This window comes from Alteromonas aestuariivivens, assembly GCF_003367475.1.
GTDB lineage: Bacteria > Pseudomonadota > Gammaproteobacteria > Enterobacterales > Alteromonadaceae > Alteromonas > Alteromonas aestuariivivens.
Window position 1 is genome coordinate 53,184 of sequence record NZ_QRHA01000010.1, and the last position, 26,164, is coordinate 79,347.

The following is a 26,164-nucleotide window of genomic DNA, read 5'->3' on the forward strand; positions in this document are numbered from 1 at the left end:
CTTTAGCGCCCGATTATGGGCAGCTTTACCTGCCGTTGATGAATTTACCCAGTCCATGCAGGCATCCGAAGGTTTTATTCCGTTTTACTATGACAGTGAATCGGACAAAGTTTACCTGCACATCACACAATTTAATCAGCCACTGATTTTTCAGACCAGTCTGGCGCAGGGCATGGGGTCGAATGACATTGGCCTGGATCGAGGTCAACTGGGCGAAACCCGCCTGGTGCAATTTGAACGCTTCGGCAATAAGATTCTGCTCAAGCAACTCAACACCACCTACCGGGCTACGACTGACAATCAGGCCGAACGTGACAGTATTCAGGAAGCCTTCGCCGATTCCGTGATCGCAGGTTTTGCGCTGGTGGCTGGTGATGCAAATGGTGGTTTGATTGATTACACCGGTTATCTGTTAAGCGATGTTCACGGCATGGCTGAGCGGCTGTCAGCAACCAAACAGGGCAGCTTTAGGCCAGACCCGGAGCGCAGTGGCGTCTACCTTGCGCGTACCAAAGGCTTTGAGCTTAATACAGAGCTGGAAGCGCTGGTCACATTTGGTGGTTCGGGCGCCGGGGATTTTGTCTACCAGGTGACACCGGACCCAACGAGCATCAGCGTGCATTTGCACCATTCGTTCGTGGCCTTGCCCGAGAGTGGCTACCAACCCCGCGCATATCACCCCTATTCGGGTTACTGGAAAGTGAATTATTTTGATTACGCTACCCCAATTACGGAGCCCACCGAACAAAAATTCATCTCCCGCCACCGGTTACTGAAAAAAGACCCGGAAGCGGCGATCAGCGAACCGGTTGAGCCAATAATTTACTACCTTGATCCGGGCACCCCCGAGCCGATTCGAAGTGCACTGATGGAAGGTGCACTGTGGTGGAACCAGGCGTTCGAAGCCATCGGCTATGAGGATGCGTTTCAGGTAAAAATGTTGCCAGAGGGGGCTGACCCAATGGACCTGCGCTACAACATCATACAGTGGGTTCACAGGGCGACCCGGGGCTGGTCGTATGGCAGTTCAGTGGTTGACCCCAGAACCGGAGAAATTATTAAAGGCAAAGTTACTCTTGGGTCCTTGCGGGTTCGTCAGGATTACCTGATTGCACTGGGGTTGACCAGCCCCTTCAACGGCCAGGCCAATACTACAGATGCTCAAAAGCAAATGGCGCTGGCGCGCATACGTCAGCTGTCTGCCCATGAGGTTGGCCACACCTTGGGCATTGCACACAATTTTGCTGCCAGCGAAAACGGCCGCGAATCGGTAATGGATTACCCCCACCCGAAGATCACGCTGAAAAATGGTGAAATTGTTCTGGATGATGCTTACGCCACCGGAATGGGCGAATGGGACAAACACGCGGTAGCCTATGGTTATCAGGACTATTTGAGCGGTGAGGCGGAAGCGGCGGGCCTGGCCCGTCAAATAAGTCAAACCCGTTCCCGGGGGCTTAAATTTAAAACCGACGTGGACACCCGGGCTTCGTTTCATGCTTCCAGTGACGGTCACATGTGGGATAACGGCGACGACCCGCTGAAGGCTTTTGAGCAAATTGCAAGTGTGCGCAAGCGGGCGCTGGAACAAATGGGTTTGAATTCCATTCCGGCTGGAGCCAGTCTGTCCTCGCTGGAGGACGTGCTGGTGCCCATCTACCTGTTGCACCGGTATCAGCTGGAAGCCGTGGTCAAGCAGGTGGGTGGTTTGAACTACGAGTACGAGCGCAAAGGTGATTATACTGCGCCTCAGGGGCAGAGTGTTGTGCAGGCTGAAATTCAGAAAAAGGCGATGGCGCTTATGATTGATGCCAGTAGTGCTCCTTTTCTGACTTTGCCGGATACGCTATTGACCCTGCTAACCCCCACCGCGTTTGGTGATGATGTGACCCGTGAGCATTTTCAGGGCCGAATGGGGCGGCCGTTTGATCCGGTTAGCGCGGCGGAATCTGCTGCTTATTTCAGCCTGTCACTGGTACTGCAGCCCGAACGGCTGAATCGCTTGTCCTGGCAAAGCAGCCGGACACGTGGGCTACCGGGAGTAGGAGAACTGGTTGAGCGTATTTTCGATGCCCACTGGTACAGCAACAGTGCCAACAATAAAGGGGTTTCAGCCCGGTTGCAGCTGGTTGCCCTGAACGCGGTGATGCAGGCCGTTGCCAATCCGGGTCTGGCTCCGGAAGCCCGGTTGGCGATTCAGAATGAATTAATGTCGTTTGAAACATGGCTGAAAGATGACGCCAAGGTTACAGGCAAAGGCGTGTTGCTGCGACATTTGTCAGTTTACTGGCAAACCGGTCAGTGGCCCGGAGATTTTGAGGTCAAACCATTGCCACCCGGTTCACCGATCTGAGTTGGCGGTTATTTTGCCATAGCGAATATTGAGCCGGCACTCTTGGCCCCTGTTGTGGGGCCTTTTCGCGCGGTTTAAAACAGCCAAGAGGAGCTAAGGCATGAATCAACATGAAAAACTCAATTATGTTGAGTTTGGCGCAAGAGATTTAGACACCACCAAATCGTTCTTTACATCTGTATTTGGCTGGGAATTTGTCGATTACGGCCCTGACTATACCGCGTTCACAAATCAGGGCTTGGACGGAGGGTTCTTTAACGCCGACTGCTGCAGCCAAACAGCTAAAGGAGGTGCGTTGTTGGTGTTCTACAGCAAAGACATTAAAGCAACTTTAGATAAAGTTGTGCAAAGTGGTGGCCAGATAGTACGCCCCATCTTTGAATTTCCTGGTGGCTGTCGTTTTCACTTTCTGGAGCCAAGCGGCAACGAATTTGCCGTGTGGTCTGAAACACAAACTTGACCTATTTTTAAATACCTTTCGTTGGAATAAGTCAATGATGGCTCCTCCGCTAGCGTTTCTGCCCTGACTGGCGCAGCCCCGGCCAGGCGTATCAATGATATGAACCGCTGTGCCTTGTCATTATTATTCCGAGGTTAGGATCATTTTTATATCTTCAGGCGTCGCATTTTTGTTTCCACCCTTATCAGCGCCAGTTATCCACCAATAGATCATGCCTGCGTCTGAGCAGTCAAATTTTCCAGTCTGAAACGGAACAATGCCATCCTGCTCTGCGTAAGCCATCATATCCCAAATAAGTGATATGCCTTCATCCTCGCTGTCTTTAGCCCAATCCCAGGCATCAACAGGTGTTTGTAATCCTACATTCTGGTCACCTATTTGGTACTCCTGTACGCCAAAGTCGAGAATCTGTTGCCAGGTAAAGTAGTCTCCACTGTTATCATTGGCTGGGTGGTGAGACACGACTTTTACAAACATTCGATTTTCTGCATTTGCCGCTTGAAGCGCGTAACCAATGAGGTCTGGTTCGCCGGCTTCAATGATCCACAGCGGTTCTTGGGCAGACGCATTATTGATCGCTGCTACCAGATCATCGATTGCATTTTGTTGTGCGGTTCTGCAGTTGTACAATTGCCGGACTTCTTCAAACGGTCCAAATATCTCCAATGCCTTGTGTATGGAACTGTCGAGAACACGCTGACGCCTGCTCTCGTTCTCGGCATCTATCTGGTAACGGGCTTTATTGCGAAACGGATCCAGATCGCAGGAATGAGAAATATGCACCAGTCGCCCGGATGCCTGTGCTTTTTGCAACAGTGCCAAGAGTACTGGCGTAGCGCCAATATCATCTGGGTCCGGTGAATTTCCGTCTATCACTACGGCGAGATTGCCTGGCGGCAAGCTTATGTGTTCGTATGCAATCGACTCTGGTTTGGAAGGGGCTTCTTTATGCTGTTTGTTTGGTATTGAAGTACACGCCGATAAAGCGGTACTCACCAGAATAAGCTGTAAAACTGATTTCATGTATTCCCCAAAAACATTCCGCCAACAGATAAAATTTGTCAACAACAAAATTTGAACCAAGGAAGAGTGATTACTGTCGACCAATATTGGTCAATAGTAATCATAATGTGTCAAAATGTAAACAGTTGTGGGCGGAGGCTCACACCTGCATACACTATGCTCACCGACAACGAAGAGGTTCCGGACTCCATGCGGGAAATCGCGCCCAGTGAGGGGGCAGCAATCACAAAATTAATCTGGGCTGCTGTTGGAACGCAAAATGGTATTGCATTGACTTGCGAGGCTGGGTTGTCTGCGAAGCAGAGAGTAAATACAAAGGTAAAAAATGTTCCTGCCGGGGGCTCTTATACCCCCACTTGTTGTCAGCCCAGTCTTTATGAGGTTAATTTCAGGTTAGTTGCTCAAACTCGGTAAACACTTTGTACAACTGGGTGCCGCTTAGCACCGAAGCAGAGGGAAAGTGCAGGATGGGAATCAGGTCGCAGGGGGCCGTAATCTCGTGGGTGGCCCGCTCGTTATCCAGTTCATCAATATTCAGCACCCGTGCCAGGACCTCGCCGCTGGTCACTCTCTGGCCGGGTTTGGCGCAATATTCAACCATTCCACCAAAGCTAGTGAACAGCGTTTTGTACTGCGACAGCCGCACCGCCACCCGGCTTATTGGCAGAGGCTTGAGCTGTTGGTCCATCACCACTCCCTTAGCCGCCAGATAGGTCATGATGCTCACCGCATCTTCTTTTCCGGCATCAAATTCAATAACTTCCTGGCTGCCCATTTCCAGGGTAAACGCCTCTACACTGAAATTGAATGGCCGGTCAAACCGTTGCTGCAGGTTGTCGCTCAGTGTCCACCACGGGCAAAATGTTGCTTCATCCAGTGCACCGGCAAACTGGTTGGGAATAAAGATACAGTGAGGAATGTTGAACAGCGTTGCCGACTGACTGGCGTATTCCGGTATGTATATGTGCCGGGTAGAAACCGGACCATTGTGCAAGTCTAGGACGTAATCTGCTTCCACTGCCAGTTTCTGTAATTGCAGATTGAGCTGCTGCGCCAGACCCAGGCCCCACGGGGCTGCCAGCTTGTCTTCGATGGCCTGCCGCCAGTAATTGCGGAACCGCTGTTTTATGGACTCGTCACTTTCCTGAACGTTAACGGTTTCTGCGAATGCCAGTAATCGCTGCGGGTCATAAAAATAGCCCCGGTTCCAGTTGGTGCCGTTGACCGGGTCAAACCGTCCCAGCGTGTATTCGCCGGCTTTGATATTGGTCCCCACCGGATTGCAGTTGGGTACCAGAATGATTTCACCGCACAGGGAACGGCTCTTCAGCATGCCGATCAGATGATAAATGACTACATTACCCTGAACCTCTGCGCCATGGATGGAACTTTGAATGTAGACGGTGGGCCCGGGCTGGTTGCCGCGCAGACGGTAGACAGGCACGTGCATATTACGGCCGGAGGCGTTTTGCGCCACAACAATGTAATCTTTGTGAACTTGTACAGACATGATGGAATGGTTTGCCAGGGTTGAGCGGGTTGAATTGCTGGGGGTATTGTCGTTTGAATGAAGCAGTAAAATCAACCGCTTTTGGATTGCAGGCCGCAGCCAAAAGGGTTCACCTCCATGCGCCTTCAGCTTGAGTCAGGGCGGGCTAACTGGCATAGTAGGCAACTGCTTTTTGAACATTGAACCGGCGACCCGGCCGGGCATTAAGATACAGGATTACCCATGGCCACGCCGCTGAATATCGCCATATTAACCATTTCCGATACCCGTACGCTGAATAATGACACCTCCGGTGATTACCTGGCAGAAGCCGTCACAGAAAGTGGCCATAATCTGGTGGCCCGGGAGCTGGTTAAGGATGATGTGTATGTGCAGCGAGCAGTGGTGTCGGGGTGGATCGCAGACCCTGCGATTCAAGCCATTCTGGTGACCGGCGGAACCGGATTTACCCACCGGGATTCCACGCCAGAAGCCTTGAGTGTGCTGTTTGATAAACAGGTCGACGGATTCGGCGAGCTGTTTCGTGCGCTGAGTTATGAAGAAATTGGTACCTCCACCATCCAGTCCCGCGCTATTGCCGGATTTGCCAACCGAACGGTGATCTTCTGTTTGCCCGGTTCAACCGGCGCGTGCCGTACGGCCTGGACGCGAATCATCCAAAGTCAGCTCGACTCAGAATATACCCCGTGCAATTTCGTCAAACAGCTGACCGGAGAGCACGGATGACCGGTTTTAGTCATCTTAATGCCCAGGGTGAAGCTAACATGGTGGATGTGTCGGACAAAGCCGTCACCCAGAGACAAGCTATAGCCGAGGGTTATTTGTATGCCTCTGAAGCGGTGCTGGAGGGGATATCCACCCAATCCATGGCCAAAGGTGACGTGTTTGCTGTTGCCAGGGTGGCGGGCATTCAGGGGGCAAAGCGTTGTGCGGATCTTATCCCCCTGTGTCACCCACTGGCCCTGAGCAAAGTGGATATCCGTTTTTCTGTTGAAGCTGAACAGCAGCGGGTGCGTGCGGAGTGCATGTGTAAGCTAAACGGCAGGACTGGCGTTGAAATGGAAGCGCTCAGCGGGGTGAGTGTGGCGCTGTTGACCTTGTTCGATATGTGCAAGGCGCTTGATCCGGCTATGCGCATTGAGGGGATCAGGGTAACGGAAAAAGTGGGCGGTAAAACCGGTCACTGGCAGGCGGAGCGTGCGGATGATAACGGTTAAGTGTTTTGCTCTGGTACGGGAGCTCAGCCAGTGCGCTTCGTTAACTGTGCCATTCGAACCCGGCATGACCATAGCGTCGTTGCAGCACCAGTTGGCACATCGCGACGCCAACTGGCAACTCGCGTTGGAGGGGAAAGTGCTGAGTGCATGTAACCAGACCCTGGTTGATTCAGACTGTGCTCTGTGCGATGGCGATGAAGTGGCGTTTTTCCCACCGGTAACCGGAGGCTGAATGTTCAGTAGTGTAACCTGCGACGATTTTGACCAGGCCAGCCTGTATTCGCGCCTGCAAGCCGAGGCTGTGGCCGGAGGGGCGGGGGCAATAGTGACGTTCACCGGGCTGGTTCGCGACTTCAATGCCCACGGGCGCATTGAAGGCATTGAGTTGGAACACTACCCCGAAATGACGGAACAAGCTCTTAGGCAGTTGATGGAAAATGCGTGCGCGCGGTTTTCTCTGACCACTGTGGGCATTGTGCACCGGGTGGGTAAAATCGCCAACCATGAGCAAATCGTCTGGGTTGGTAGTGCGGCGCCTCATCGACAGGCCGCGTTTGACGGTGCCTGTTATATGATGGATACGCTCAAGCAGGCGGTGCCACTGTGGAAAAAGGAATTTCAGTCGGGCCACGGAAAGTGGGTGGCAGCCAAAGCCAGTGACGAACGTGCTGCGCTGGCGTGGGTTCAGGGTATAGAAGCCAACTCTGAATGATAATGCTAACAAACATGCGGCTTTATATCGGCCTGTTGGTGACGCTCGTACTTGTAGCCACTCGCAGTTTTGCCGCACCCTTGCATTTGGCGGTAGCAGCGAACTTTGCACAACCGGCCAAAGCGCTGTGTAATGAGCTTTTTGCCGCAGCCGGGGAGCCTTGCCTGGTTACGGTAGCTTCCAGCGGAACCCTGTATGCGCAGATAGTTCACGGAGCACCGTTTGACGTGTTTTTGTCAGCCGACACGTTGCGCCCCGCTGAACTTGACAGGCGTGGGCTGGTTGCATCTGACGGCGTGAAAAATTACGCCATCGGAAGATTGGCCTATGTCAATCGCGCGGCGCAAAACCCGTCGCTCGAATTGCTTGCAACCTCGGTGCATTCGAAGCTGGCCATGGCCAACCCTGATCTCGCTCCCTATGGGCTAGCAGCCCGACAAACCTTGCAAAGCCTGTCGGTTTTTGACCCGTATCGGAAACAGCTCGTGCTCGGTACCAATGTTTTGCAGGCCTTTCAGTTTTATCATTCTGCCAATGTGGAACAGGCGCTGACAGCCTGGTCACTGGTGCATGAATATCCTTCGCACGTTATTCAAATTCCGGCTGATTTGCACGAGCCGATTGTGCAGCAACTGGCGCTGCTGGCCCGAGCCTCTAAAAATAAACAGGCAAAGGCGTTTGTTGAGTACCTCATCTCCGGGGCCGTGCAGGCGCGGTTGCCGCAGTGGGGCTATGATCCGGTCAGCAGTGTGACAGGAGGGCCAGATGGACAGTGACTGGACCGCGGTACTGCTGACGCTCAGGCTGGCCGCAACAACAAGCCTGATGCTGATGCTGGTGGCACTTCCGCTGGCCTGGTGGCTGGCTCACTGGCGCCACCCGTTAAAGAATTTGGTGCAGTCGCTGATCGCCTTACCTTTGGTACTGCCGCCCACGGTGCTGGGCTTTTACCTGCTGGTGGCATTTTCACCCAGCCATTTGCCCGGGCAGCTCTGGGCCGGGTTGTTTGACAGCCAGCTGGCGTTTTCTTTCAGTGGTCTGGTCGTGGGTTCCATGGTGTATTCGTTGCCGTTTGCTGTACAACCCTTGTATACCGCGTTTGTGCAACTCGATTACCGCTATCTTGAAGTATCAAAAACTCTCGGTTTGTCAGCATTCGCCCGATTCCGGCGGGTCGTGGTTCCGCTATGCCGCCCCTATTTTGTGGTAGCTCTGGGGCTGACCTTCGCGCACACCGTTGGCGAATTTGGCGTGGTGCTGATGATTGGCGGCAACATTCCCGGCCAAACCCAGGTGTTGTCGATTGCGCTGTACGATCACGTCGAATCGCTGGATTACGACCGCGCACATCTGCTGGCCTTCGGGCTGCTGGTCTTTTCGTTTGTCATGCTAAGCCTTCTGTATCGCTTTAACCGCAAGGGCAGTGCAGAATGAAACTGGCATTGGAACACAGGGTCAACCCGGATTTTGCACTGAGCATTGAAGCCCGGTTCCCGGGAGAGCGGCATTTTCTGGGCTTGTCGGGGCCTTCCGGCGCAGGAAAATCTACCCTGTTGAGGGTGTTGGCCGGGTTGGAAAAGCAGGCCAGTTACCATTGCAGCTGGTTTGAGGATATGCCTGACAGGCGTGTTGGGCTGGTGTTTCAGGATGGTTTGCTGTTTCCACATTTAAGCGCACGGGAAAATCTGGCGCTGGCAATGCGATATCGAAAGCAACCTCACTACGAGTGGCAGGATGTGGTGGAAGGTTGTCAGTGCGCCCATCTGCTCGATAAGCAGGTCAGTGCTCTGTCGGGCGGTGAATCCCAGCGGGTTGCGCTGGCCAGGGCGTTGCTGAATGGGCCGGATGTACTGTTACTTGATGAACCTTTGAGTGCCCTGGACCTCATGACCCGCCATGGGCTGCTGAAGTACCTTCAACGTCTGAGTTGTAGCGGGCTTAACATACTGATGGTTTCCCATGACCTGCACGATCTGGCGTTGTACTGTGATGCCGTGGGCTATGTAAAGGCAGGTAAAATGCAGATTTGTGACGAGCCGGATGCAGTGCTCAATGAACTGGCGCACCAGGGGGAGTATCGTCAGCAGCAATTTGGTCTGCTGCAGGGAAAACGACTTGATGTGACTGAGCTTGACGATTACGGCTGTGTGGCTTTTGAATGCCAGGGCCAGACACTCTATTGCCGAACCGGCGCGCTCAGTGGTGAGCAGGTAAAAATGCTGGTGGATGCCAGGGATGTCAGCCTGGACCGTCAACCCAGCAATGACTCCAGTATTGTCAATGCGTTTGAATGCGAAATTGTTACTGTTGGTGAAGTACGCTCAGGCCAGGTGCTGTTGGAGCTTGCCCGCAACAGCACCCGGTTATACAGCCTTATCAGCCAGCTTTCATTCGAGCGTATGCGGCTTCGGGTTGGCGAAACCGTTACCGCCCGGTTTAAATTACGCTAGTTTTGAATCTTAAATCACACGGGAATAGCGATTGTGATTTACGGTGGGTAGTAGATAGGCGTCAAACTGCATGCAGATTGCCCGGATCAGCACCCGCGCAGCCTCGTAAACTCGTAGGCCGCAGTTGTCCACAGTCATTAAGCCATCGTTAACAAACGGCTTCAGGCGCTGAAGCTCGTCGGCAAAATATTCCTCAACATCAATTGCAAACTGGCGTTTTACAGCTGAAAAATCCAGCGTCAGGTTGCACATCAGCTGCTGGATCACATAACGCCGAATTTCATCGTCGCGGCTGAGTACGCAGCCTTTGTCCACCAGGCCTCCATCACCGTCCAGCGCGGCGTAATAGCCGTTCAGGGTTTTGGGGTTCTGTGCATAGACATTGGCCACTGCACTGATGGAAGAGACGCCAAGCCCCAGCAAGTCGAGTTCCCCCTGGGTAGTGTAACCCTGAAAATTGCGGTGAAGATCGCCATGGCGCTGTGCTTTGGCAAGTTCATCTTCCGGCAGGGCAAAGTGGTCCATACCAATTTGCTGGTAGCCGGCTTGTTGTAATACTTGCATGGCCATCTCCATTAACTGGCTTTTGAGCCCCGCCTGGGGCAGCCACTCGTCCTTGATTTTTCTCTGCGCAGCAAAACGCTGGGGAAGGTGCGCGTAGCTGAAAAGTGAAATGCGTTGGGGGGCCATGGACTGCACGGCACTCAGTGTGGCCCGAAAGGTTTGCAGCGTCTGGTGAGGTAAACCGTAAATTAAATCGAGATTTACTGAAGAAAAACCAATGTGATGGGCATGCGCCACCAGCTCCTCAATATGGCTGGTACTTTGTATCCGGTTGATAGCAGCCTGGACTTTGGGGGTAATATCCTGCACGCCGATGCTGATGCGGTTGTAGCCCAGTTGGTAAAGGCCATCGAGGTATTCTGTGGTTACCCCTCTGGGGTCGAGTTCGATGCTGCATTCCAGGTCGGGGCGCAAGTCAAAATGTTGTTTCAGCAGTGTCATTAATCGCGCTTGCTGTGCCAGCGTGAGAAAGCTTGGCGTGCCGCCCCCCAAATGCAGTTGTCTGACTGGCATGTGCCGGAAGGCTGTTGACCGAAGTGCAATTTCCTGTTCCAGGTAGTCAAGGTATCGATCGGCTTTATCCTGATGACGGGTGACAATTTTGTTGCATCCGCAGTAGTAACACAGGTTGTGGCAAAAAGGGATGTGAATGTACAACGATAACCCTTTGGCACTGGAATCGGCAGCCGCATTGGTGAGTAAAGATTGTGGCAGCTTGCTGCGAAACTCCAGCGCAGTGGGATAGGAGGTGTAGCGGGGGCCATTTCGATTGTATTTGTTCAGTAGTGAGGGGCTAAATATTTCACACGCGGCCATGGGCGGGGATCCGGCTATTCAATAATACTGCCAGCCATTTTAGCGTCCCGGATTGTGCGGTTTATTGATCTCGTTCAACAAAAGGCGTGATCAAACACCGGCCGTCGCCGTTTTCAACGGGATTCTCTGAGCAAATGGCTCTGCCTTAATGAAATTAGAAAAACTTCTGTACACTCACACCAAAGGTTCTCGGCCGGCCCGGATAAGCCATAATTTTTCCGGTTTGCACGGGGACATCAAAGCCACTCTTGGCGGCGTAAGTTTCATTAAACAGGTTGCGTGTCCAAAGGATGATGTCCGCGTCCCAGTCAGGCAGGGCCCACTTCCAGCGTGCGTTTATCAGTTCGTACGGGGCAGAGTATTTTAGCGGGTCGTTGGAATCGTCCAGCATGACATCACCGGTGTACTGATAGTCAATACTGAGCACCGAAGGCAGGTCGAAAAGCACCAGGTCCTGGCTCAAGGTGACGGCCAGGCGGTGGTCGGGCTCAAAACCCAAACGGTCGCCAGTTCGGGAACAATAAGGCACATCGGCAGTCGGCCGGCCGGGGTCGTCCACGCCAGTATGCCAAGGGTTGCTGGTCCAGCAGGTGCCGCGCTCAAAAGAGTCAAAGCGGGCTTGGTTAAACGCGGCGTTGAGATCAATCCGGCTGCCCTGTAAAAACACCCAGCTAAGTTCCAGCTCCAGACCATGGGCACCAATGTCGCCAGCGTTTTGCAGGTTAAAGCCGGTGCCGGTAAAGGTGGACGCCTGAAAATTCCGTATCCGGGTCAGATGCGCCGCCATATTAATCCGCAGTCCTGCATCGGGCCAGTCGTATTTCAGCCCGGCTTCCAGGCTTCGGGCCTGCTCTGCGTCGAACTGAGGGTCCAATCCGGCAGCAATACGGTCTGTATTTAAGCCTCCAGATTTAAAGCCGGTAGCGTACGACCAATAGGTCATCAGGTTAGCCGATGCCTGCCAGGCGAGTTTGAGGGTGCCGGTCATCTGATTGTCGCGTATGGACTCCCGTAGCTCTGGGCGTGGTAATACTGAAGCCGTGCCGAGAAAGAAATAGCCCCAGCCGGGGGTTTGAAATGGTGCCAGTGCGGCCAGTGAAGCAGCGTCAGGAGGCAAACCCAAAGGTAAAGTTTGTGCCAGCGTACCGAGCGCTGTGGCTGCCGCAAACGGGTCTGGCCATGCAGCCGGGTCGGCTGGCAACCCGTCGATGCCTGGCCCCTGTTCGCTGTAATGTCCGTACAGTGTTTTCTTTTCGCGGGTATATCGCAAGCCACTGATAAGGGTCCATTGTGGCAAAAACTGCCATTCGGTCTGGGCAAACAAAGCCGCGCTGTCCTGAGTCTGGTATGCCGTATGGGCAAAGTCGGTGCTTGTGGGGACGGGGTCGGCGCTGGGTGCAATCAGGCCTGCGGTCATGTTACTCAGTGAGTCGATTCCCGAGGTTAAAGGCAGAAGCTGCGCGGCAGAGGCGGCAAAAATTGCAGGTAAATCAGAGCCTGTAGTAATGGCGAAGTCCAGGTCAAGATTCTGGCTAAAGTAATAGATACCTGCAATGGCGTTGAGGTTTTCCTTACGGTAGTGGAACTGTAATTCCTCAGAGAACGCCTGCTGACGGGCATCGTTTCGGGTACTCAGCAGTGCAGCATCGGTGAAATCTGTATCAACAATATCCAGGCTGTCGAATGAACGAAATGCGGTCAGGCTGGCTGCACGGAGACGATCACTGAGTTGCCATTCAAGCTGGGCGGAGAGGCCTTTGTCGACCATTTTTGAAACTGGCAGGGCCGTTAACGCGGTAGTGTAATCGCCAAAATTCTGGGCAGTGAACAGGGTTGCATTTATCGGCGGCATCATCAGCAATGTGTCGCTACCGTAGCGCTCTTCCACATTGAGTGCCTGGCGGTTATCCTGCCAGGTCAGGGCACCGCAGCACACTTCGTCAAGCTCTGCATAATCGCCTGTCACCCTGAGACGAACATTGGGCGCTGGTGTGTAGAGCGCCTGCAACCTAACGCCAGAGCGGTTTCGATTGTTGATGAGATTATCACCCATGTTGGCATCGTCAATCCAGCCATCCTGATGAGTATCAAAGCCGGACACGCGCAGTGCCAGTGTGTCTTCAATGGCGATAAAAGAGGACGCTGCGGCAAGCTGAACCAGATTGTCATTGCCAAGCGTTGCGCTCAGGAAGCCGTCGCCATTCTGAAAGCTTGGGCTGCGGGTTTGGATATTCACTGCACCAGCCGGAGTATTTTTGCCAAACAGAGTGCCCTGGGGGCCGCGCAATATTTCAACTGACTCCAGGTCTATCAAATCATTGATTATAGCGTTTTGGCGAGAGCGATAGATGCCATCAACGTAAAGGCCCACGGAAGATTCAAAACCGAAGTTTTGCGATGTGGTGCCAATTCCACGAATGGAGAAATGCGAGTTGGTTGCACTTTGATTCTGATGGGCTGAAAAGTTGGTAACATATTGTTCAATATCGTAGATGTCGCGACTGACGGTATCGAGTAATTTCTGCCCACTGACGGCACTTACCGCGACAGCCACATCCTGAATATCCTGTGGGCGCTTTTGCGCGTTAACCTCGATATGTTCAATGATTTTTGAAGTGTCTGCATCGGCATACGTTGAACACAACAGAGAAAGGGCAGTAATCAGTAACTTGAGATGAACGGTCTGGGAACGATTCCGTAAGCGCATAACTACCTTAATATCTGCAGCCTTTCCTGTGCCCCGTCGGCAACCCGGAATACATGTTTACGGAAGGCCTTTATTCAAAAAACAACCAAATGCTGTTGTTTTTATATCCGAATTACCTTAAAAAAGCGAGCAGTATCTGGTCAGATCCGTTCTGGATGATGTAGCATAAATTTAGATACAAGTACTGCCAAAGCGTGCTTGAAGGGTTTGGAAAGCCTGCAAAAAGCCTGACGCTGATTAGGGCGGTAATCCCGGGCCTGCTGCCCTTTGGGTTCACTCTGAGTGCTTCCATAGCTGCGTTATTCGCCATTTACTTAGCTGACTAAGCTTCATGGCTCTCGTCTTGCTCTGAAACCACTCAGAGAGAAAAAATTTTAAACAACAAAGATCAACAGGCCCTAGCGTTGCGGTAATTTTTTGTGCGTTAGTGCAGTCGATTCCACGTTTCTGAGCAATTGCTGTGTAACCGGGTTTTCATGTAAGGAGGTTGCAGGGTTATGAGTGACACGAAACAGGTTTAGCGAGCCCTGATCTGTGCGCAGTTTTTTTTGAATATTGGCATGGGTGGATGAGGATGAAGACACAGTTCCGTGAGTATTGTCGGACCGATTGGCGAACGCAGAACATGAAGCGAAAGACAACGCCAGCATAGTTGTACATACAGTGATTTTTACTATCGCCATACCAAATACCCCGAAGACATCGGAGGCAGTGAAATCACTGCCCCGTCAGCCGGATTTGTGTTTGTTCATCTTCATTAAACGGGCATTCCGTGCTGAACGGAAGATCGGCATGTATACATGGGTATTTTTTTCAATACTTTTCAAGTTCGTGGTGGCGATTAGTGCTGGAGTAAAGGTTGCTCCGCTGTGTGAATACCACAATGCAATGGATGAGTAACAGCTTGCAGCGTGGCAGGCTTAAAAATGAAACCAGAGAGTGTACTGGCAGTTGCCGGGAAATTGATTGGCTACTGAAAAATATGCTGGAAGTTAACGGGCGGGGGGAATTCTGTTCACGGAAAAAGGATGGCGCCTGTAAAACAGGCGCCGGAGGCGTGGGATAACCCACTACCATGTTGAAATCATCAGCATGGTGCTTTAACTGTTATTAGATCCGCTCAACCAAAGCCTGGGCAACCGGATTGCTTTGCAGTCCGTTCTCGGCGATCCAGGCTTGCAGGGTCTTACCGTCCTGCTCCGGCTCGTTCAGTTGTGCCTTTGGCATTTTTTTGACCAGCAGAGTGCCAGCTTCAACGGCATTGCTCAGCATGGCGGTACGGATCAGGCTGTTACCGTCGCAACTGATACCTGTGTAGTAATCTTGCAGTTTAAGGTGATAATCGTCCTGAACCGCTTTCATTTTTTTGCGCAGTTCGCCTTTGTCATCGGCCTGAACGATGGTGCAGATGTTTGCAAGTGTATCTTCAATAGCTGCCTGGGCATTGGTGCACATGCCAAGGGTTACCAGGGAGCACAGAGCAGCAGTTTTAACGATTTTCAACATGATAAAATTCTCTCTAAAACCACCCACTGTGGTTCGCCTGCGCAATTAAACCTCAATTCCGGGATTTGGGCACCTGAGGGTGTTATACATAGGTATTAATAGTTATACAGAATTATTGGGCAAGAAGGGCGTGGCTCCCGGAAGGGAGCCACTAGGGGCGGAGAATGTCTCCGCTACCATGTTGAAACTTGCTACATGGCATTTAAAACAGGAGCTTAGATTCGGTCTTTTAATTCAATGGCAATGGCGTTGTCCTGATAGCCTTTTTCGTCAATCCAGGCTTGCAGAGTTTTGCCGTCAGCTTCCGGATCCTGAAGTTTGCTGCTGGGCATTTTTTTTACCAGCAGGGTGCCAACTTCAACGGAATTGCTTTCAATCGCAGTTCGGATCAGACTGTTTCCATTACAGGAAATCCCGGAATAATAATCGTGCAGCTTCAGGCTGTAGTCCGATTCCACCCGACGCATTTTTTTTCTTAGTTCGCCTTTGTCATCAGCCTGGACAATGGTGCAGATATTGGCCAGGTCATCTTCAACGCCGGCGTTGGCAAAACCTGCAGACATTAAAGTCATGGCAGAGGTAACAAGTGACAATTTAACTACTTTCAACATGGTTAAAGTCCTTTTGATTAAAAATAGGAGGTTATTTTTTGTTCGCTTACAATTTAAATACAAATGAATTGAGGCGAAAAGATGTAGGTACATACATTGGTATTTGATTTAATACCAATTTTGAGTTTTTGATGCAAAATGTTGTTTTGAAACACATGATTAAGGCATTGAGAAGAAAAAATTCCCGCAAACTGATTTTTGCCTAATTGGCTTAAATTTGCTGGCTTTGAGCGTTTTAGCCATTTGGATGAAGCTCTCTACGGACGGTGAAATGTATTGAGCTGATGCCAATTTATCTCATCAATCAAACCCGGGAATTACAACTGAGCCGGGTTTAATCCAGTTACTCAGACCGTATTAAAATAACGCGCAACCCTGAGTGCTTGTTTTCTCATTTATTGGTGAGCCGTGTCATTGTCTGTACTAACGTGCCATTAAGAGAAGTACTCGATGAGCTGAATACTAAAAGGTATCTCATAGGTGGAAAGTTCGCAGTACTTAGCACGATGATCGACGCTGACGTGCCCTAAACGCAGGAATGTTTCCATATCCAGGCCAGCCTGGATAGCGGGATGCAGGTTACTGATTCAGTAACAGCATTGATCTGTTTACAAATGGCAGGCGTTTTTAATTTGATAACGTAATCACCCGGCTGGGCGGATTACAGAACAATGCCTATACTACAAACGCAGCGGAACCAGCGAAGGCGACAGGCGTCTGACTCCAGTAGGAGCTTGATTTGGTTACGCACAGAGGAAAGGCGCATGGCAACCAAATACAACCAGGCTGACATTGAGCAGGCTTTGGCATCCCTAAACCATGGGCTGTACGAGCATTTGCACTGGCGGCAGGAAGACAATGCCATCGTGAAGACGTTCAAGTTTAAATCGTTTGTCCGTGCTTTCGGTTGGATGAGCCAGATTGCTATTTGGGCAGAAAAGCTCAATCATCACCCTGAGTGGTTGAATGTGTACAATAAAGTTGAGGTGAGACTGACTACCCACGATGCAGGGGGATTAAGCGAACTGGACTTTAAACTGGCCGAAAAAATGGAATTGTTCGCCGGCAGCTGAGCAAATTAGGGCATAAACGAAGAAAAAATGTACACTTTGCTGGTAAATCAGGCAGTTGGAAAGAAAATTGAAAAATTAATGAAATGAGCCCTTGCTAAGGCCATTTCTCTATGTATAATACGCACCACTTGAGCGGAACAGGTCAACACAGACCAGCCCTCAACAACAGTTCAGACGCGGGATGGAGCAGTCTGGTAGCTCGTCGGGCTCATAACCCGAAGGTCGTAGGTTCAAATCCTGCTCCCGCAACCAAAAAAGAAAAAGCCCCTGAGAAATCAGGGGCTTTTTTCGTTTCTGCGGCATTGGTTCTTTCGCCATTTACTTTTTGTGAGTGCGTGATGGAAACAGTTACACCGAATTTTTTATGCAGTGCGCAGGTTCAGAGGCGTGATGACACACCGTTCCAAAGGAACGACGGGCTAAGATTTTTATATTACCTTGAATCGAAAAATCATCATGGTGAAGGCTTCTTTGGAATAAAAACTGTCATAAAACCGTAATAAAATTGACATGGCTGAAAAAAAGCGTATTTTAATAAGGGCCGAAAAACTAAAAAAGGAGGCTGTTATGGTCAAGGCAATAAGCAAATTCTTCAAGCGACAGCATCCTTATACCGTCGCGTTTTACATAGGTAGAAAAAATACCCAGCGGATCTTAGATTGTAAGATCCAGAAAAAATCAAAACTGCTGGCGAGTAAAGAGGACTGATCGTTCAGATCATAAAAAAGGCCCCATCATTCGATGGGGCCTTTTTGATCGTGGTGTGAAATGTGTCGCTTAGAACGACACATCCCACTGAACACGGAACTGCCATCTGTCCGGAGACGATAATTCACCCACCTGTTCAATATCGAAACGGGTAATATCCGTAGTGACTTTGTTGTTGTGCCCGTTAAAGAACCAGTTCAGGGCCAAAGATTGCTCTGAATGGCTGGTATCACTCTCAGTTGCACTGCTCTCATCAAAGGACGCATAACGAAATGCGGCTTCCAGTGGGGCAGGCCACCAGTCAAACATCTGGTTAAAGAAGTACCCAGCCTGAACGTAGTAGCCATCCAGATCGGTTTCTTCATTATTGTTCAGGCGGTCAGTTACGGTTTTCTCGTGATACTCTGACTGCCAACTGAAACCCTTGTACATAAACGCGGTTTCAATCAGATACTGCTCAATGTCGTACTGGCTGTCTTCGCCGCCATCAAAGAATGGCAACTGACCACCGCCGGAAGACGAGAATCGGGTATAGGCGCTGCGATTGGTTGAACCTGCCACGGCAATGCTGCCTAGCGGCTTGTCGCGCAATTTCAGATCACTGGCTTTAAAGCCCATCTCTTCACCAAATACGTTCCATTGCAAACGGCCATAATACAGTGCATTTCGATCATCATTCTGGTTGCTGCCACGGCCGGTACCGGTACCAATACCCAGCCAGTAGTTCACATCAAGTGGGCTACCTGCATTCAGGCGGCCGTAAATTGCGGCACCCTGCTGGCGGTCAATGGTAAATACACGGTTGATGATCGAACGGTCCAGCATTTGCTGGCCGCCGCTGCTGATGCTTCGCTCGCGGGAGTATTCAAACTTCCACTGGCCAGCCTTGAACTTGAGCGCGTCATATTTTTCAATCATCACGCGGTAGTCAAGCAGATAGCCTTGTTGCAGTTCATACTCTAAATAGTATTTCAGCCAGGGCTGGTAGGCGTGGCCACCAATTTTGAGGCGGGCGCGGTTAATACCAAACTCATCCCCGTATACTTGCTCGTAATCCTGGATGGTGACTGGCTGGCTATCGTTGGTATTCGAGTAGCGTAACTGCAGACGGCCACGAATTTGCATTTGGAAGCGGTCATCAGCCGTGGTGAACTCAAAGCCTTTGCTTCCGTATGTAACGTCTACTTCAGGAAGTGCCTGTTGCTCCGCTGCTACTGGTAATACTGAAAAAGTAAATAGCCCGCCCGCTAACCATCTGCGGGAAAGTTTGTTTAGTGCCACAATAAAGCCCTTCTTGGTCGATTTATTCGCGGGGCGAAGTTTAGCGCCTGGAATCTGAAGGTCAATAAAAGTGCAATAAAAGTGTCGCAAAAATGCAATAAATATTTTTCTATGAGTTTTTTTTGTCAATTTAAGATGGGTTTATCCTAATGTTGTTGTGATTGGGTGACAAAATGTGTGACGTGGTCGTGTGGTGCTGTCGATAAGTTGCCTGAAAGTGGCCCAGCGTCGCTGAATTGGGTGAAATTGAACCGACCATTTGCGGTAAACGGTAATAAAAAAGCGCTGTTTTTATTGGAACGGAGGTAATCCCGGAACGCGGTCTACACGTAACTACCTTTGTTATGCTGATTCCAGGCGTCTGGAAAATTGAATTTCCATCCTGATCATGGTCAGTTTATACTCATTTTCGAATGATGGGAGGCGGTGCAGATAGTGCGGGCACATAACGCCTTTCCCACTGTTTGGTAGTCGGCGTTTCGCCAATCTTGCTGTGCAGTTAACAGGTAGTTTGTAGTTATGTTTGATTGGCTTTCTCGTGTCTTCACGGCTTCTGACGACGTCATGTTATTAGAAGGGCGTTATGAGTTCTGGTTGGTTGGGCTTTCTGTTGCCATTTCAGTTTTTGCTTCCTTTATGGCATTTAAAGTCGCCGGCCAGGCTTCCGCTACCCGCAACAAGGGGTTTCGTCAGGTTCTTCTGGCGGTTGGAAGCCTTGCGTTGGGCGGTGGCATCTGGGCCATGCATTTTGTTGGCATGCTCGCTTTCGAATTATGCACAACGGTCGAGTATGGTCTGAATACCACCATAGTTTCCGTACTGCCGGGCGTGCTGGCAGCCTGGTTTGCTTTGCAGAGCCTGTCCCGTTCACGTATTAGTTTCAAACAGATTGTACTTGGTGGGCTGCTGGTTGGTTCCGGTATCGGATTGATGCACTACACCGGCATGTCGGCAATGCGTATGTCTGCCGTGCTCCGATACGATCTTGCAACTTTTATACTGTCGCTGATTGTGGCGGTGGTGTTGGCCATGTTGTCCCTGTGGATCCGCTACGGTCTGGCGCGACTCTCATCTATCAACCTCAAACCCGGTCCGTGCACCCTTCTGGCCAGTGTTGTCATGGGAATGGCTATTTCCGCCATGCATTATATTGGTATGAGTGCCGCACGCATTGTGCGTCCGCCGGAATTGACACTCAGTGAACAGCCATTTCAGCTCTCCCTTTACCTGGCTGCAGGGGTAACCTTTTTTACTGTAACCATGATTGCCCTAGTGCTTGGGATCAGTCTGCTGATCCGGTACAGGGAAATCTCACAGAGCGCCTTTGAGGCTCATCACAAGCAATCCGCAATCATGGATACCGCTATTGACGGCGTTCTAACGGTAGACGGTAACGGCATCGTCATCAGTATGAACAAAACGGTTAGTGAGATGCTGGGGTGGACGCAGTCTGAGCTGGTTGGTCATTCGGTACATAAAATCGTACCTGAAGCGCAACGAAGCAAGTACAACGAAGACTTTTTTGAACAGCGTTCTACGCCGGTTGGTGAGCAGATTGTTGGTACCAGCCGGGATGTGGAAGTGCTGAAGAAAACGGGTGAGGCAATACCGGCCCGGGTCGGTATCGGGCACACCCAATTGGGCAGACAGCATTATTTTGTTGTGTTTATTTCGGATATTCGCGAGCGGCTTGAGATGGAAAATGCGCTTCGCGAAAATGAAGCCAAGTTTCGTTCTTTTATTAGCAATATTCCCGGAATTGCTTACCGCTGTCTTAACAGGCCCGGTTGGCCGATGGTATTTATTAATGATGCGGTGGAGCAAATCACCGGCTATCCGGCCAAGGATTTTCTGCTGCCAAACCCGGTAAGGAGTTTTGAACAGCTTTACCATCCTGATGACCTAGCCAACATAGAGCAAGGTTTGCAGCAGCCTGGAACATTCACTTTTGAGTATCGCATCATTACTAAAGACGGCGGACTCAGGTGGTTGCGCGAGTATGGTACTTATGTCAGGGATGACAGCGGCAACATCCAGTATCTTGACGGTTTCATTATGGACATTACAGAGCGGCGCCAGATGGAAGAGCAATTGCTGGCCGCCAAGGAAGAGGCCGAGATGGCCGTTGCTGCGCGCACAGCGTTTCTGGCGAACATGAGTCATGAGATCCGCACACCGATGAACGCCATCATCGGTTTCAGTGATTTGCTAATCGATCAAAATATGCCTGAAGATCAGAGCCGGCATATTGGGACCATCAATCGTGCGGCCCGTTCTTTGCTGCATCTGCTCAACGATATTCTGGACAGCGCCAAACTTGACAAAGGCAAACTCGAACTTGCTTACCAGGATTTTACCCTTTCCGATGAGGTGGACATGGTGGTCTCTACCCTGTCGCTGGAAGCAAAGAAAAAGGGCCTGGAACTCGAAGTGAACCTGTCTCCCGGGTTGTCTGCCGGTTATCACGGTGCGCCGGAGCGGATTCGTCAGGTACTGGTAAACCTGCTTGGTAACGCAATTAAGTTTACTGAGCAAGGTAATATTCGACTTAACATAGAGCCACACAATCCGTCAGGTGTGCGGTTTTCGATTTTCGATACCGGTATTGGAATGACGCCTGACCAACTGGATAGGGTGTTTGAACCCTTTTCCCAGGCCGATGTTTCAATGAGCCGAAAATACGGCGGAACCGGATTAGGCACGACCATCAGCAAACAGCTGGTTGAATTAATGGGCGGAGAGATTGAAGCCGCCAGCGAGCCGGGAAAAGGTTCATGTTTTGCATTTACATTGCCACTGGTGCCGGCGCAGGTCCTCGGCCCCGAAGCTGATGGGGGACAAGAAACGCTGCAAGCATTGTCAATTCTTGTGGTTGACGACATCGCCCAGAATGTTGACCTTCTAACCTCGTGGCTTGGCCGCAAAGGGCACTGCGTAAAAACGGCTTCAAATGGTGAGGAAGCGTTGGAAGCAATGGCAACGTATGAGCTGGATATAGTGCTAATGGACTTGCAAATGCCGGTCATGGACGGGCTAACGGCAGCCCGACTTCGGCGTGCGTTTGAGCGGGCACACGGTTTGCCAAACCTGCCGATAATGGCCCTCACCGCCAGTGTGCTTACTGAAGACCGGCAGGCCGCGCAGGGCGCGGGTATGCAGGGTTTTGCAAACAAACCCATCGATTTTGTTCTGCTGCAGAGAGAAATCGCCAGAATTCTCGGTCTGGTTGCCCCAGAGGAGCCGAAAGCTGCAATTGAAGGTGCTTCTGTCGGAATGGGGGTCGACTGGCAACAGGGAGCTGTGTTGTGGGGGAGCACAGAAGCACACCGGGCAGAACTGGACCGTTTTATCCTTACTGTTCAAAATCCCCTCGATGAGTTGAAACTCGCAGTTGAAGCCGACAATATCAGCCAGTTCTGCCGTGTTTGTCACAGCCTTAAGGGGGTGGCGGGTAATTTGTGTCTCACGGAACTGAGGCAGAGTTGTGAAGCTTTTGAATCGGCGGCATTGGCCGGAAACCCGCTGCCCGGAGCAGTTGGAATTCTTGCTGACATAGTGGAAAAGCTCCGAGCCCAAATTGATAGCGCCCAAACGGATGTTCACCCAGTGTTACAACCGGTATCGGATGCACAGTTCTATTGTCGATTACAATCACTGCTGGTAAGCGTAAAGGAGAACCGTCTGGACGAAGAAGAACTAAAGAAACTTCGCCAAACAGTGCCCCTGAACTACCGCGAGGAAGTGGCGGCGATTTGCTCTGACATTGAAGACTTTGAATTTGCCCGCGGGCAGCGCAGGTTGCGTGAAATTTTATCCAGATTAAACCGGGAAAGTGAGACTGAAGTATGAAAAAAGTCAGGTCTGCACCAACCATACTCGCTGTAGATGACGAGCCAACCAATCTGCGTATTCTTAAGCAGGTACTTGCTGAGAGTTATAATCTGGTTTACGCAAAAAGCGGGCCGGAGGCACTGCGGGTTGCCCGCGAGCAGTTGCCGGATTTGATCCTGCTGGATGTCATGATGCCGGGTATGACGGGGTTCGAAGTATGCCGGCAGCTAAAGTCTGAACCTGAAACCCGCGTGATCCCCGTTATTTTTGTGACCGCACTCAATGATGCACAGGACGAAGCAACAGGTTTTGATTTGGGGGCAGTGGATTATGTTACCAAGCCGTTGTCACCGGTAGTGGTCCGGGCGAGAGTCCGAACCCACCTGTCGCTGGTGCAGGCGGACGAACTCAAACGCACCCGATTGCAGATTATTCAGCGACTTGGTCGGGCAGCGGAATATAAAGATAACGAAACCGGTATGCATGTAATGCGTATGAGCCATTACGCCAAGGTGATTGCATTGGGCGCAGGATTTAGTGAAAACCAGGCTGAGCTGTTGCTAAACGCGGCCCCTATGCATGACGTTGGTAAAATTGGCATTCCTGACAGCATCTTGCTGAAACCGGGCAAACTGTCTGATCAGGAGTACGCTGTGATGAAAACCCATCCGCTGATTGGTGCAGAAATCCTTGGCGAGGTGGACTCCGAGTTACTGCGGGTAGCAAAATCAGTGGCACTGACCCACCATGAAAAATGGGATGGCAGTGGCTACCCTCACGGGTTAGAGGGGGAGGCGATACCAATTGAAGGGCGCATAGTGGCCCTTGCAGACGTGTTTGATGCGTTAACCAGCAAACGGCCGTATAAGGATGCATGGAGTGTGGAAGAAAGTATGTCCTATATAAATGAACAAAGCGGTCGTCATTTTGATCCTGAACTGGTGGCGGTGTTGGAACTGCAACTTGGTGAAATTCTGGAGATAAAGGCGCGCTGGCAGGATGAAATTTGACTTCCCCTGAAGACTATTCTCACTGGGCGGTTGCGTAACGCGGGGGCAATCAGTATAATACCTCGCAGTTTTGTAGCGGAAGCGGGCTCCCTCATTGAGATTGGACAGTAACGCTTTGCTAAATTTGCAAACTTGTGCCGCTGGATGCGGTGATACCCATAAGGTTTGCAACTGCCGGTTGGCAGTATGGGTTCAGATTTATGCAAAAGCCCCGCTCGTCCGGGGCTTTTTGTTGTATCAAACCAGAGCTCAGGGCGCCTCGGCTGTCTGTGAGTAAAATGAGTTGGGCTATAGGCCCTTTTTTCGTTTTTGGAGGTAAGGATTGTCAAAGCTTGAAGATAAGCTGACTGAAATGCTGGAACCTGCAGTTGAAGCAGAAGGCTTCGAACTGGTTGGGGTTGAATTTGTTCGTGCAGGAAAGCATTCAATTTTACGTGTTTTTATTGATCACGAGAACGGGATCACCGTGGATAATTGTGCCGATGTCAGCTATCAGGTGAGTGCAATTCTTGATGTCGAGGATCCCATTAGTACGGAATACAACCTGGAAGTGTCATCTCCCGGTATGGACAGACCCTTGTTCAAGGAGCACCACTACCAGTCTGTGATTGGTGAAATCGTGCAGGTGAAGTTGGCACTGCCGATGGATAACCGGCGCAATTTTAAAGGACGATTACTGAGTTGCGAAAATGGCATCATCAGTATTGAAGTGGATGGCCAGCAGTTCCAGTTAGCTGTGGCGAATATCGAAAAAGGTAACGTTGTTCCCACATTCGACTAACGGAACAGCACACGCTTTCATGAATTAGAAGGCATCAGTGAGGCGAAAATGAATAAAGAAATTTTGTTAGTGGCGGAAGCCGTTTCAAATGAAAAACAAGTGCCTAGAGAAAAGATTTTTGAAGCGCTGGAATTCGCGATTGCCAGTGCAACCAAAAAGAAAACCGAAGGCGATATTGAAGTCCGGGTCAGCATTGACAGAAACACCGGTGATTTTGATACATTCCGACGCTGGCAGGTGATTCCTGATGATCAGGTACAGGAAAACCCGTTCGCTGAAATGACCCTGTCTGCAGCACAAATTGATGAGCCTGAGATCCAGGTGGGCGATTACGTAGAAGAGCAAATCGAATCGATTGCCTTCGACCGTATTACCACCCAAACCGCCAAACAGGTAATCGTGCAGAAAGTCCGTGAAGCCGAGCGCGCACAGATGGTAGCTGAGTATCAGGACAAAGTGGGCGAGTTGGTAACCGGTACGGTTAAAAAAGTGAACCGTGATAACGTGATCGTTGATCTGGGCAATAACGCCGAAGGTGTGTTGTACCGCGATGACATGTTACCGCGTGAAACTTTCCGCCCCGGCGATCGCATCCGTGGCCTGCTGTACGTGATCCGTCCGGAAGCTCGTGGTGCACAGCTGTTTATCAGCCGTACTCATCCTGACATGCTGGTAGAACTTTTCCGTCTGGAAGTTCCGGAGATTGCAGAAGAAACACTGGAAATCAAATCTGCGGCCCGTGATCCGGGCTCCCGCGCCAAGATTGCGGTGAAGACCAATGACAAACGTCTTGATCCGGTTGGTGCCTGCGTGGGTATGCGTGGCTCACGGGTTCAGGCCGTATCTGGTGAACTGGGTGGTGAACGGGTTGATATCGTGCTGTGGGATGAAAATCCGGCCCAGTTTGTTATCAACGCCATGGCTCCGGCTGAAGTAGCCTCCATTGTGGTTGACGAAGACAGTAACAACATGGACGTGGCGGTTGAAGCCGACAACCTGGCCCAGGCGATAGGCCGAAGCGGCCAAAATGTGCGTTTGGCAAGCCAGCTTACCGGCTGGGAACTGAACGTCATGACTATTGACGATCTGAACAAAAAACACGAAGAAGAAACCGCCAAGGTGCTTCAGGTGTTTATGGCTGGTCTGGACATCGACCAGGATTTTGCCGAAGTACTGGCCAATGAAGGCTTCAGCACTTTGGAAGAAGTGGCTTATGTTCCGGTTAACGAATTGCTGGCCATTGACGGCCTGGATGAGGACACCGTGGAAGAGCTGCGCACTCGTGCCCGCGCCGCGTTGACCACACAGGCGCTGGCCAATGAAGAGTCCCTGGAAGGGGCGGAACCTACCGAAGCTCTGCTGAATCTCGAAGGCATGAGCAAACACGTCGCGTATGTACTGGCAAGTCGGGGTATTACTGACCTTGAAGACCTGGCTGAACAAGGTACAGATGACATCAGCGACATTGACGAACTGGATGAGGAAAAAGCCGGCGCCCTGATTATGGCGGCCCGCAATATCGTTTGGTTCGGTGAAGAATAAGGTCAACAA

Annotated in this window: 22 protein-coding genes and 1 tRNA gene; 16 read left to right on the forward strand and 7 right to left on the reverse strand. The window is 51.1% G+C overall.

Translation table 11 applies throughout. The features are described 5' to 3' along the window. The first annotated feature begins 55 nt into the window (after window positions 1-55). Together DXV75_RS13690 and DXV75_RS13695 are read left to right on the forward strand one after the other, a co-directional pair. Window positions 56-2,353 carry a zinc-dependent metalloprotease gene (locus tag DXV75_RS13690; protein WP_115594053.1) on the forward strand — a complete coding sequence of 766 codons (2,298 nt, stop codon included), beginning with the start codon at window positions 56-58 and terminating at the stop codon, window positions 2,351-2,353. Window positions 2,354-2,453: 100 nt separating this feature from the next. Further along, window positions 2,454-2,813 carry a VOC family protein gene (locus DXV75_RS13695; RefSeq protein ID WP_115593993.1) on the forward strand — a complete coding sequence of 120 codons (360 nt, stop codon included), beginning with the start codon at window positions 2,454-2,456 and terminating at the stop codon, window positions 2,811-2,813. Window positions 2,814-2,936: 123 nt separating this feature from the next. On the opposite strand, the gene DXV75_RS13700 is transcribed toward DXV75_RS13695, so the two are convergent. Then, window positions 2,937-3,836 (reverse strand): hypothetical protein, encoded by a 900-nt coding sequence (locus DXV75_RS13700; protein WP_115593994.1) that lies wholly within the window; start codon window positions 3,834-3,836, stop codon window positions 2,937-2,939. 388 nt (window positions 3,837-4,224) lie between these two features. Further along, window positions 4,225-5,346 (reverse strand): M14 family metallopeptidase, encoded by a 1,122-nt coding sequence (locus DXV75_RS13705; protein ID WP_115594054.1) that lies wholly within the window; start codon window positions 5,344-5,346, stop codon window positions 4,225-4,227. Window positions 5,347-5,568: 222 nt separating this feature from the next. Here DXV75_RS13705 and moaB point away from each other — a divergent pair, with 222 nt between their 5' ends. From moaB to DXV75_RS13740, 7 genes are read left to right on the forward strand one after another with little or no spacing between them, the layout of a single operon-like run. Then, window positions 5,569-6,072 carry a molybdenum cofactor biosynthesis protein B gene (gene moaB / locus DXV75_RS13710; RefSeq protein ID WP_115593995.1) on the forward strand — a complete coding sequence of 168 codons (504 nt, stop codon included), beginning with the start codon at window positions 5,569-5,571 and terminating at the stop codon, window positions 6,070-6,072. Continuing rightward, complete coding sequence (gene moaC, locus DXV75_RS13715) at window positions 6,069-6,563, forward strand: cyclic pyranopterin monophosphate synthase MoaC (RefSeq protein ID WP_115593996.1); 495 nt, start codon at window positions 6,069-6,071, stop codon at window positions 6,561-6,563. The genes moaB and moaC overlap by 4 nt, the downstream gene beginning before the upstream one ends. Further along, window positions 6,550-6,795 (forward strand): MoaD/ThiS family protein, encoded by a 246-nt coding sequence (locus tag DXV75_RS13720; RefSeq protein WP_115593997.1) that lies wholly within the window; start codon window positions 6,550-6,552, stop codon window positions 6,793-6,795. Before moaC ends, DXV75_RS13720 begins: the two co-directional genes overlap by 14 nt. Continuing rightward, window positions 6,796-7,275 carry a molybdenum cofactor biosynthesis protein MoaE gene (locus DXV75_RS13725; RefSeq protein WP_115593998.1) on the forward strand — a complete coding sequence of 160 codons (480 nt, stop codon included), beginning with the start codon at window positions 6,796-6,798 and terminating at the stop codon, window positions 7,273-7,275. Window positions 7,276-7,277: 2 nt separating this feature from the next. Next, the gene (modA, locus tag DXV75_RS13730) at window positions 7,278-8,051 is read left to right on the forward strand and encodes a molybdate ABC transporter substrate-binding protein (RefSeq protein WP_181898432.1); all 774 of its coding nucleotides are present in this window, start codon (window positions 7,278-7,280) and stop codon (window positions 8,049-8,051) included. Beyond that, window positions 8,041-8,709 (forward strand): molybdate ABC transporter permease subunit, encoded by a 669-nt coding sequence (gene modB, locus DXV75_RS13735; RefSeq protein WP_115594000.1) that lies wholly within the window; start codon window positions 8,041-8,043, stop codon window positions 8,707-8,709. The genes modA and modB overlap by 11 nt, the downstream gene beginning before the upstream one ends. Next, complete coding sequence (locus tag DXV75_RS13740; protein WP_115594001.1) at window positions 8,706-9,725, forward strand: ATP-binding cassette domain-containing protein; 1,020 nt, start codon at window positions 8,706-8,708, stop codon at window positions 9,723-9,725. The genes modB and DXV75_RS13740 overlap by 4 nt, the downstream gene beginning before the upstream one ends. A gap of 9 nt (window positions 9,726-9,734) precedes the next feature. Here DXV75_RS13740 and hemN read toward each other — a convergent pair whose 3' ends face one another. Together hemN and DXV75_RS13750 are read right to left on the reverse strand one after the other, a co-directional pair. Continuing rightward, a complete protein-coding gene (hemN, locus tag DXV75_RS13745; RefSeq protein ID WP_115594002.1) occupies window positions 9,735-11,105 on the reverse strand; it encodes an oxygen-independent coproporphyrinogen III oxidase in 1,371 nt (456 codons plus the stop codon). Window positions 11,106-11,259: 154 nt separating this feature from the next. After that, window positions 11,260-13,812 carry a TonB-dependent receptor gene (locus DXV75_RS13750; RefSeq protein WP_115594003.1) on the reverse strand — a complete coding sequence of 851 codons (2,553 nt, stop codon included), beginning with the start codon at window positions 13,810-13,812 and terminating at the stop codon, window positions 11,260-11,262. Between the two features lie 609 nt (window positions 13,813-14,421). Between DXV75_RS13750 and DXV75_RS13755 the strand changes: the two genes are divergently transcribed. After that, the gene (locus DXV75_RS13755; RefSeq protein ID WP_115594004.1) at window positions 14,422-14,712 is read left to right on the forward strand and encodes a hypothetical protein; all 291 of its coding nucleotides are present in this window, start codon (window positions 14,422-14,424) and stop codon (window positions 14,710-14,712) included. A 210-nt stretch (window positions 14,713-14,922) separates the two neighbouring features. Here the strand turns inward: DXV75_RS13755 and DXV75_RS13760 are convergent, their stop codons facing one another. Beyond that, on the reverse strand, window positions 14,923-15,318 hold the full coding sequence (locus DXV75_RS13760; RefSeq protein WP_115594005.1) for a DUF3718 domain-containing protein: 396 nt from the start codon (window positions 15,316-15,318) through the stop codon (window positions 14,923-14,925). A gap of 215 nt (window positions 15,319-15,533) precedes the next feature. After that, window positions 15,534-15,929, reverse strand: coding sequence for a DUF3718 domain-containing protein (locus DXV75_RS13765; RefSeq protein ID WP_115594006.1), 396 nt, complete (start codon window positions 15,927-15,929; stop codon window positions 15,534-15,536). A 764-nt stretch (window positions 15,930-16,693) separates the two neighbouring features. Between DXV75_RS13765 and DXV75_RS13770 the strand changes: the two genes are divergently transcribed. Together DXV75_RS13770 and DXV75_RS13775 are read left to right on the forward strand one after the other, a co-directional pair. Beyond that, the gene (locus DXV75_RS13770; RefSeq protein WP_115594007.1) at window positions 16,694-17,002 is read left to right on the forward strand and encodes a 4a-hydroxytetrahydrobiopterin dehydratase; all 309 of its coding nucleotides are present in this window, start codon (window positions 16,694-16,696) and stop codon (window positions 17,000-17,002) included. A gap of 175 nt (window positions 17,003-17,177) precedes the next feature. Further along, a tRNA-Met gene (locus DXV75_RS13775) sits at window positions 17,178-17,254 on the forward strand. A 525-nt stretch (window positions 17,255-17,779) separates the two neighbouring features. On the opposite strand, the gene DXV75_RS13785 is transcribed toward DXV75_RS13775, so the two are convergent. Continuing rightward, window positions 17,780-18,991 carry an OprO/OprP family phosphate-selective porin gene (locus tag DXV75_RS13785; protein ID WP_245953238.1) on the reverse strand — a complete coding sequence of 404 codons (1,212 nt, stop codon included), beginning with the start codon at window positions 18,989-18,991 and terminating at the stop codon, window positions 17,780-17,782. A 519-nt stretch (window positions 18,992-19,510) separates the two neighbouring features. On the opposite strand from DXV75_RS13785, the gene DXV75_RS13790 reads away from it, so the two are divergent. The 4 genes from DXV75_RS13790 to nusA all read left to right on the forward strand — a co-directional run bounded on the left by DXV75_RS13790 (window position 19,511) and on the right by nusA (window position 26,155). Beyond that, complete coding sequence (locus DXV75_RS13790) at window positions 19,511-22,840, forward strand: MHYT domain-containing protein (RefSeq protein ID WP_115594009.1); 3,330 nt, start codon at window positions 19,511-19,513, stop codon at window positions 22,838-22,840. Continuing rightward, entirely contained in the window at window positions 22,837-23,832 is a 996-nt protein-coding gene (locus DXV75_RS13795; protein ID WP_115594010.1) for a response regulator, read from the forward strand. The genes DXV75_RS13790 and DXV75_RS13795 overlap by 4 nt, the downstream gene beginning before the upstream one ends. 322 nt (window positions 23,833-24,154) lie before the next feature. After that, on the forward strand, window positions 24,155-24,613 hold the full coding sequence (gene rimP, locus DXV75_RS13800) for a ribosome maturation factor RimP (RefSeq protein ID WP_115594011.1): 459 nt from the start codon (window positions 24,155-24,157) through the stop codon (window positions 24,611-24,613). A 48-nt stretch (window positions 24,614-24,661) separates the two neighbouring features. Next, window positions 24,662-26,155, forward strand: a complete 1,494-nt coding sequence (nusA, locus tag DXV75_RS13805; RefSeq protein WP_115594012.1) for a transcription termination factor NusA — start codon at window positions 24,662-24,664, stop codon at window positions 26,153-26,155. The last annotated feature ends 9 nt before the right edge of the window (window positions 26,156-26,164 follow it).

Excerpts from the sequence above, each read along its gene's own strand:
- DXV75_RS13740 (WP_115594001.1), top strand. The coding sequence starts at position 8,706 with ATGAAACTGGCATTGGAACACAGGGTCAACCCGGATTTTGCACTGAGC.
- modA (WP_181898432.1), top strand. The coding sequence starts at position 7,278 with ATGCTAACAAACATGCGGCTTTATATCGGCCTGTTGGTGACGCTCGTA.
- DXV75_RS13695 (WP_115593993.1), top strand. The coding sequence starts at position 2,454 with ATGAATCAACATGAAAAACTCAATTATGTTGAGTTTGGCGCAAGAGAT.
- DXV75_RS13760 (WP_115594005.1), bottom strand. The coding sequence starts at position 15,318 with ATGTTGAAAATCGTTAAAACTGCTGCTCTGTGCTCCCTGGTAACCCTT.
- DXV75_RS13750 (WP_115594003.1), bottom strand. The coding sequence starts at position 13,812 with ATGCGCTTACGGAATCGTTCCCAGACCGTTCATCTCAAGTTACTGATT.
- modB (WP_115594000.1), top strand. The coding sequence starts at position 8,041 with ATGGACAGTGACTGGACCGCGGTACTGCTGACGCTCAGGCTGGCCGCA.
- DXV75_RS13725 (WP_115593998.1), top strand. The coding sequence starts at position 6,796 with ATGTTCAGTAGTGTAACCTGCGACGATTTTGACCAGGCCAGCCTGTAT.
- DXV75_RS13790 (WP_115594009.1), top strand. The coding sequence starts at position 19,511 with ATGTTTGATTGGCTTTCTCGTGTCTTCACGGCTTCTGACGACGTCATG.
- DXV75_RS13700 (WP_115593994.1), bottom strand. The coding sequence starts at position 3,836 with ATGAAATCAGTTTTACAGCTTATTCTGGTGAGTACCGCTTTATCGGCG.
- moaB (WP_115593995.1), top strand. The coding sequence starts at position 5,569 with ATGGCCACGCCGCTGAATATCGCCATATTAACCATTTCCGATACCCGT.
- moaC (WP_115593996.1), top strand. The coding sequence starts at position 6,069 with ATGACCGGTTTTAGTCATCTTAATGCCCAGGGTGAAGCTAACATGGTG.
- DXV75_RS13705 (WP_115594054.1), bottom strand. The coding sequence starts at position 5,346 with ATGTCTGTACAAGTTCACAAAGATTACATTGTTGTGGCGCAAAACGCC.
- DXV75_RS13795 (WP_115594010.1), top strand. The coding sequence starts at position 22,837 with ATGAAAAAAGTCAGGTCTGCACCAACCATACTCGCTGTAGATGACGAG.
- DXV75_RS13720 (WP_115593997.1), top strand. The coding sequence starts at position 6,550 with ATGATAACGGTTAAGTGTTTTGCTCTGGTACGGGAGCTCAGCCAGTGC.
- DXV75_RS13770 (WP_115594007.1), top strand. The coding sequence starts at position 16,694 with ATGGCAACCAAATACAACCAGGCTGACATTGAGCAGGCTTTGGCATCC.
- nusA (WP_115594012.1), top strand. The coding sequence starts at position 24,662 with ATGAATAAAGAAATTTTGTTAGTGGCGGAAGCCGTTTCAAATGAAAAA.
- DXV75_RS13765 (WP_115594006.1), bottom strand. The coding sequence starts at position 15,929 with ATGTTGAAAGTAGTTAAATTGTCACTTGTTACCTCTGCCATGACTTTA.
- DXV75_RS13690 (WP_115594053.1), top strand. The coding sequence starts at position 56 with ATGCAGGCATCCGAAGGTTTTATTCCGTTTTACTATGACAGTGAATCG.
- hemN (WP_115594002.1), bottom strand. The coding sequence starts at position 11,105 with ATGGCCGCGTGTGAAATATTTAGCCCCTCACTACTGAACAAATACAAT.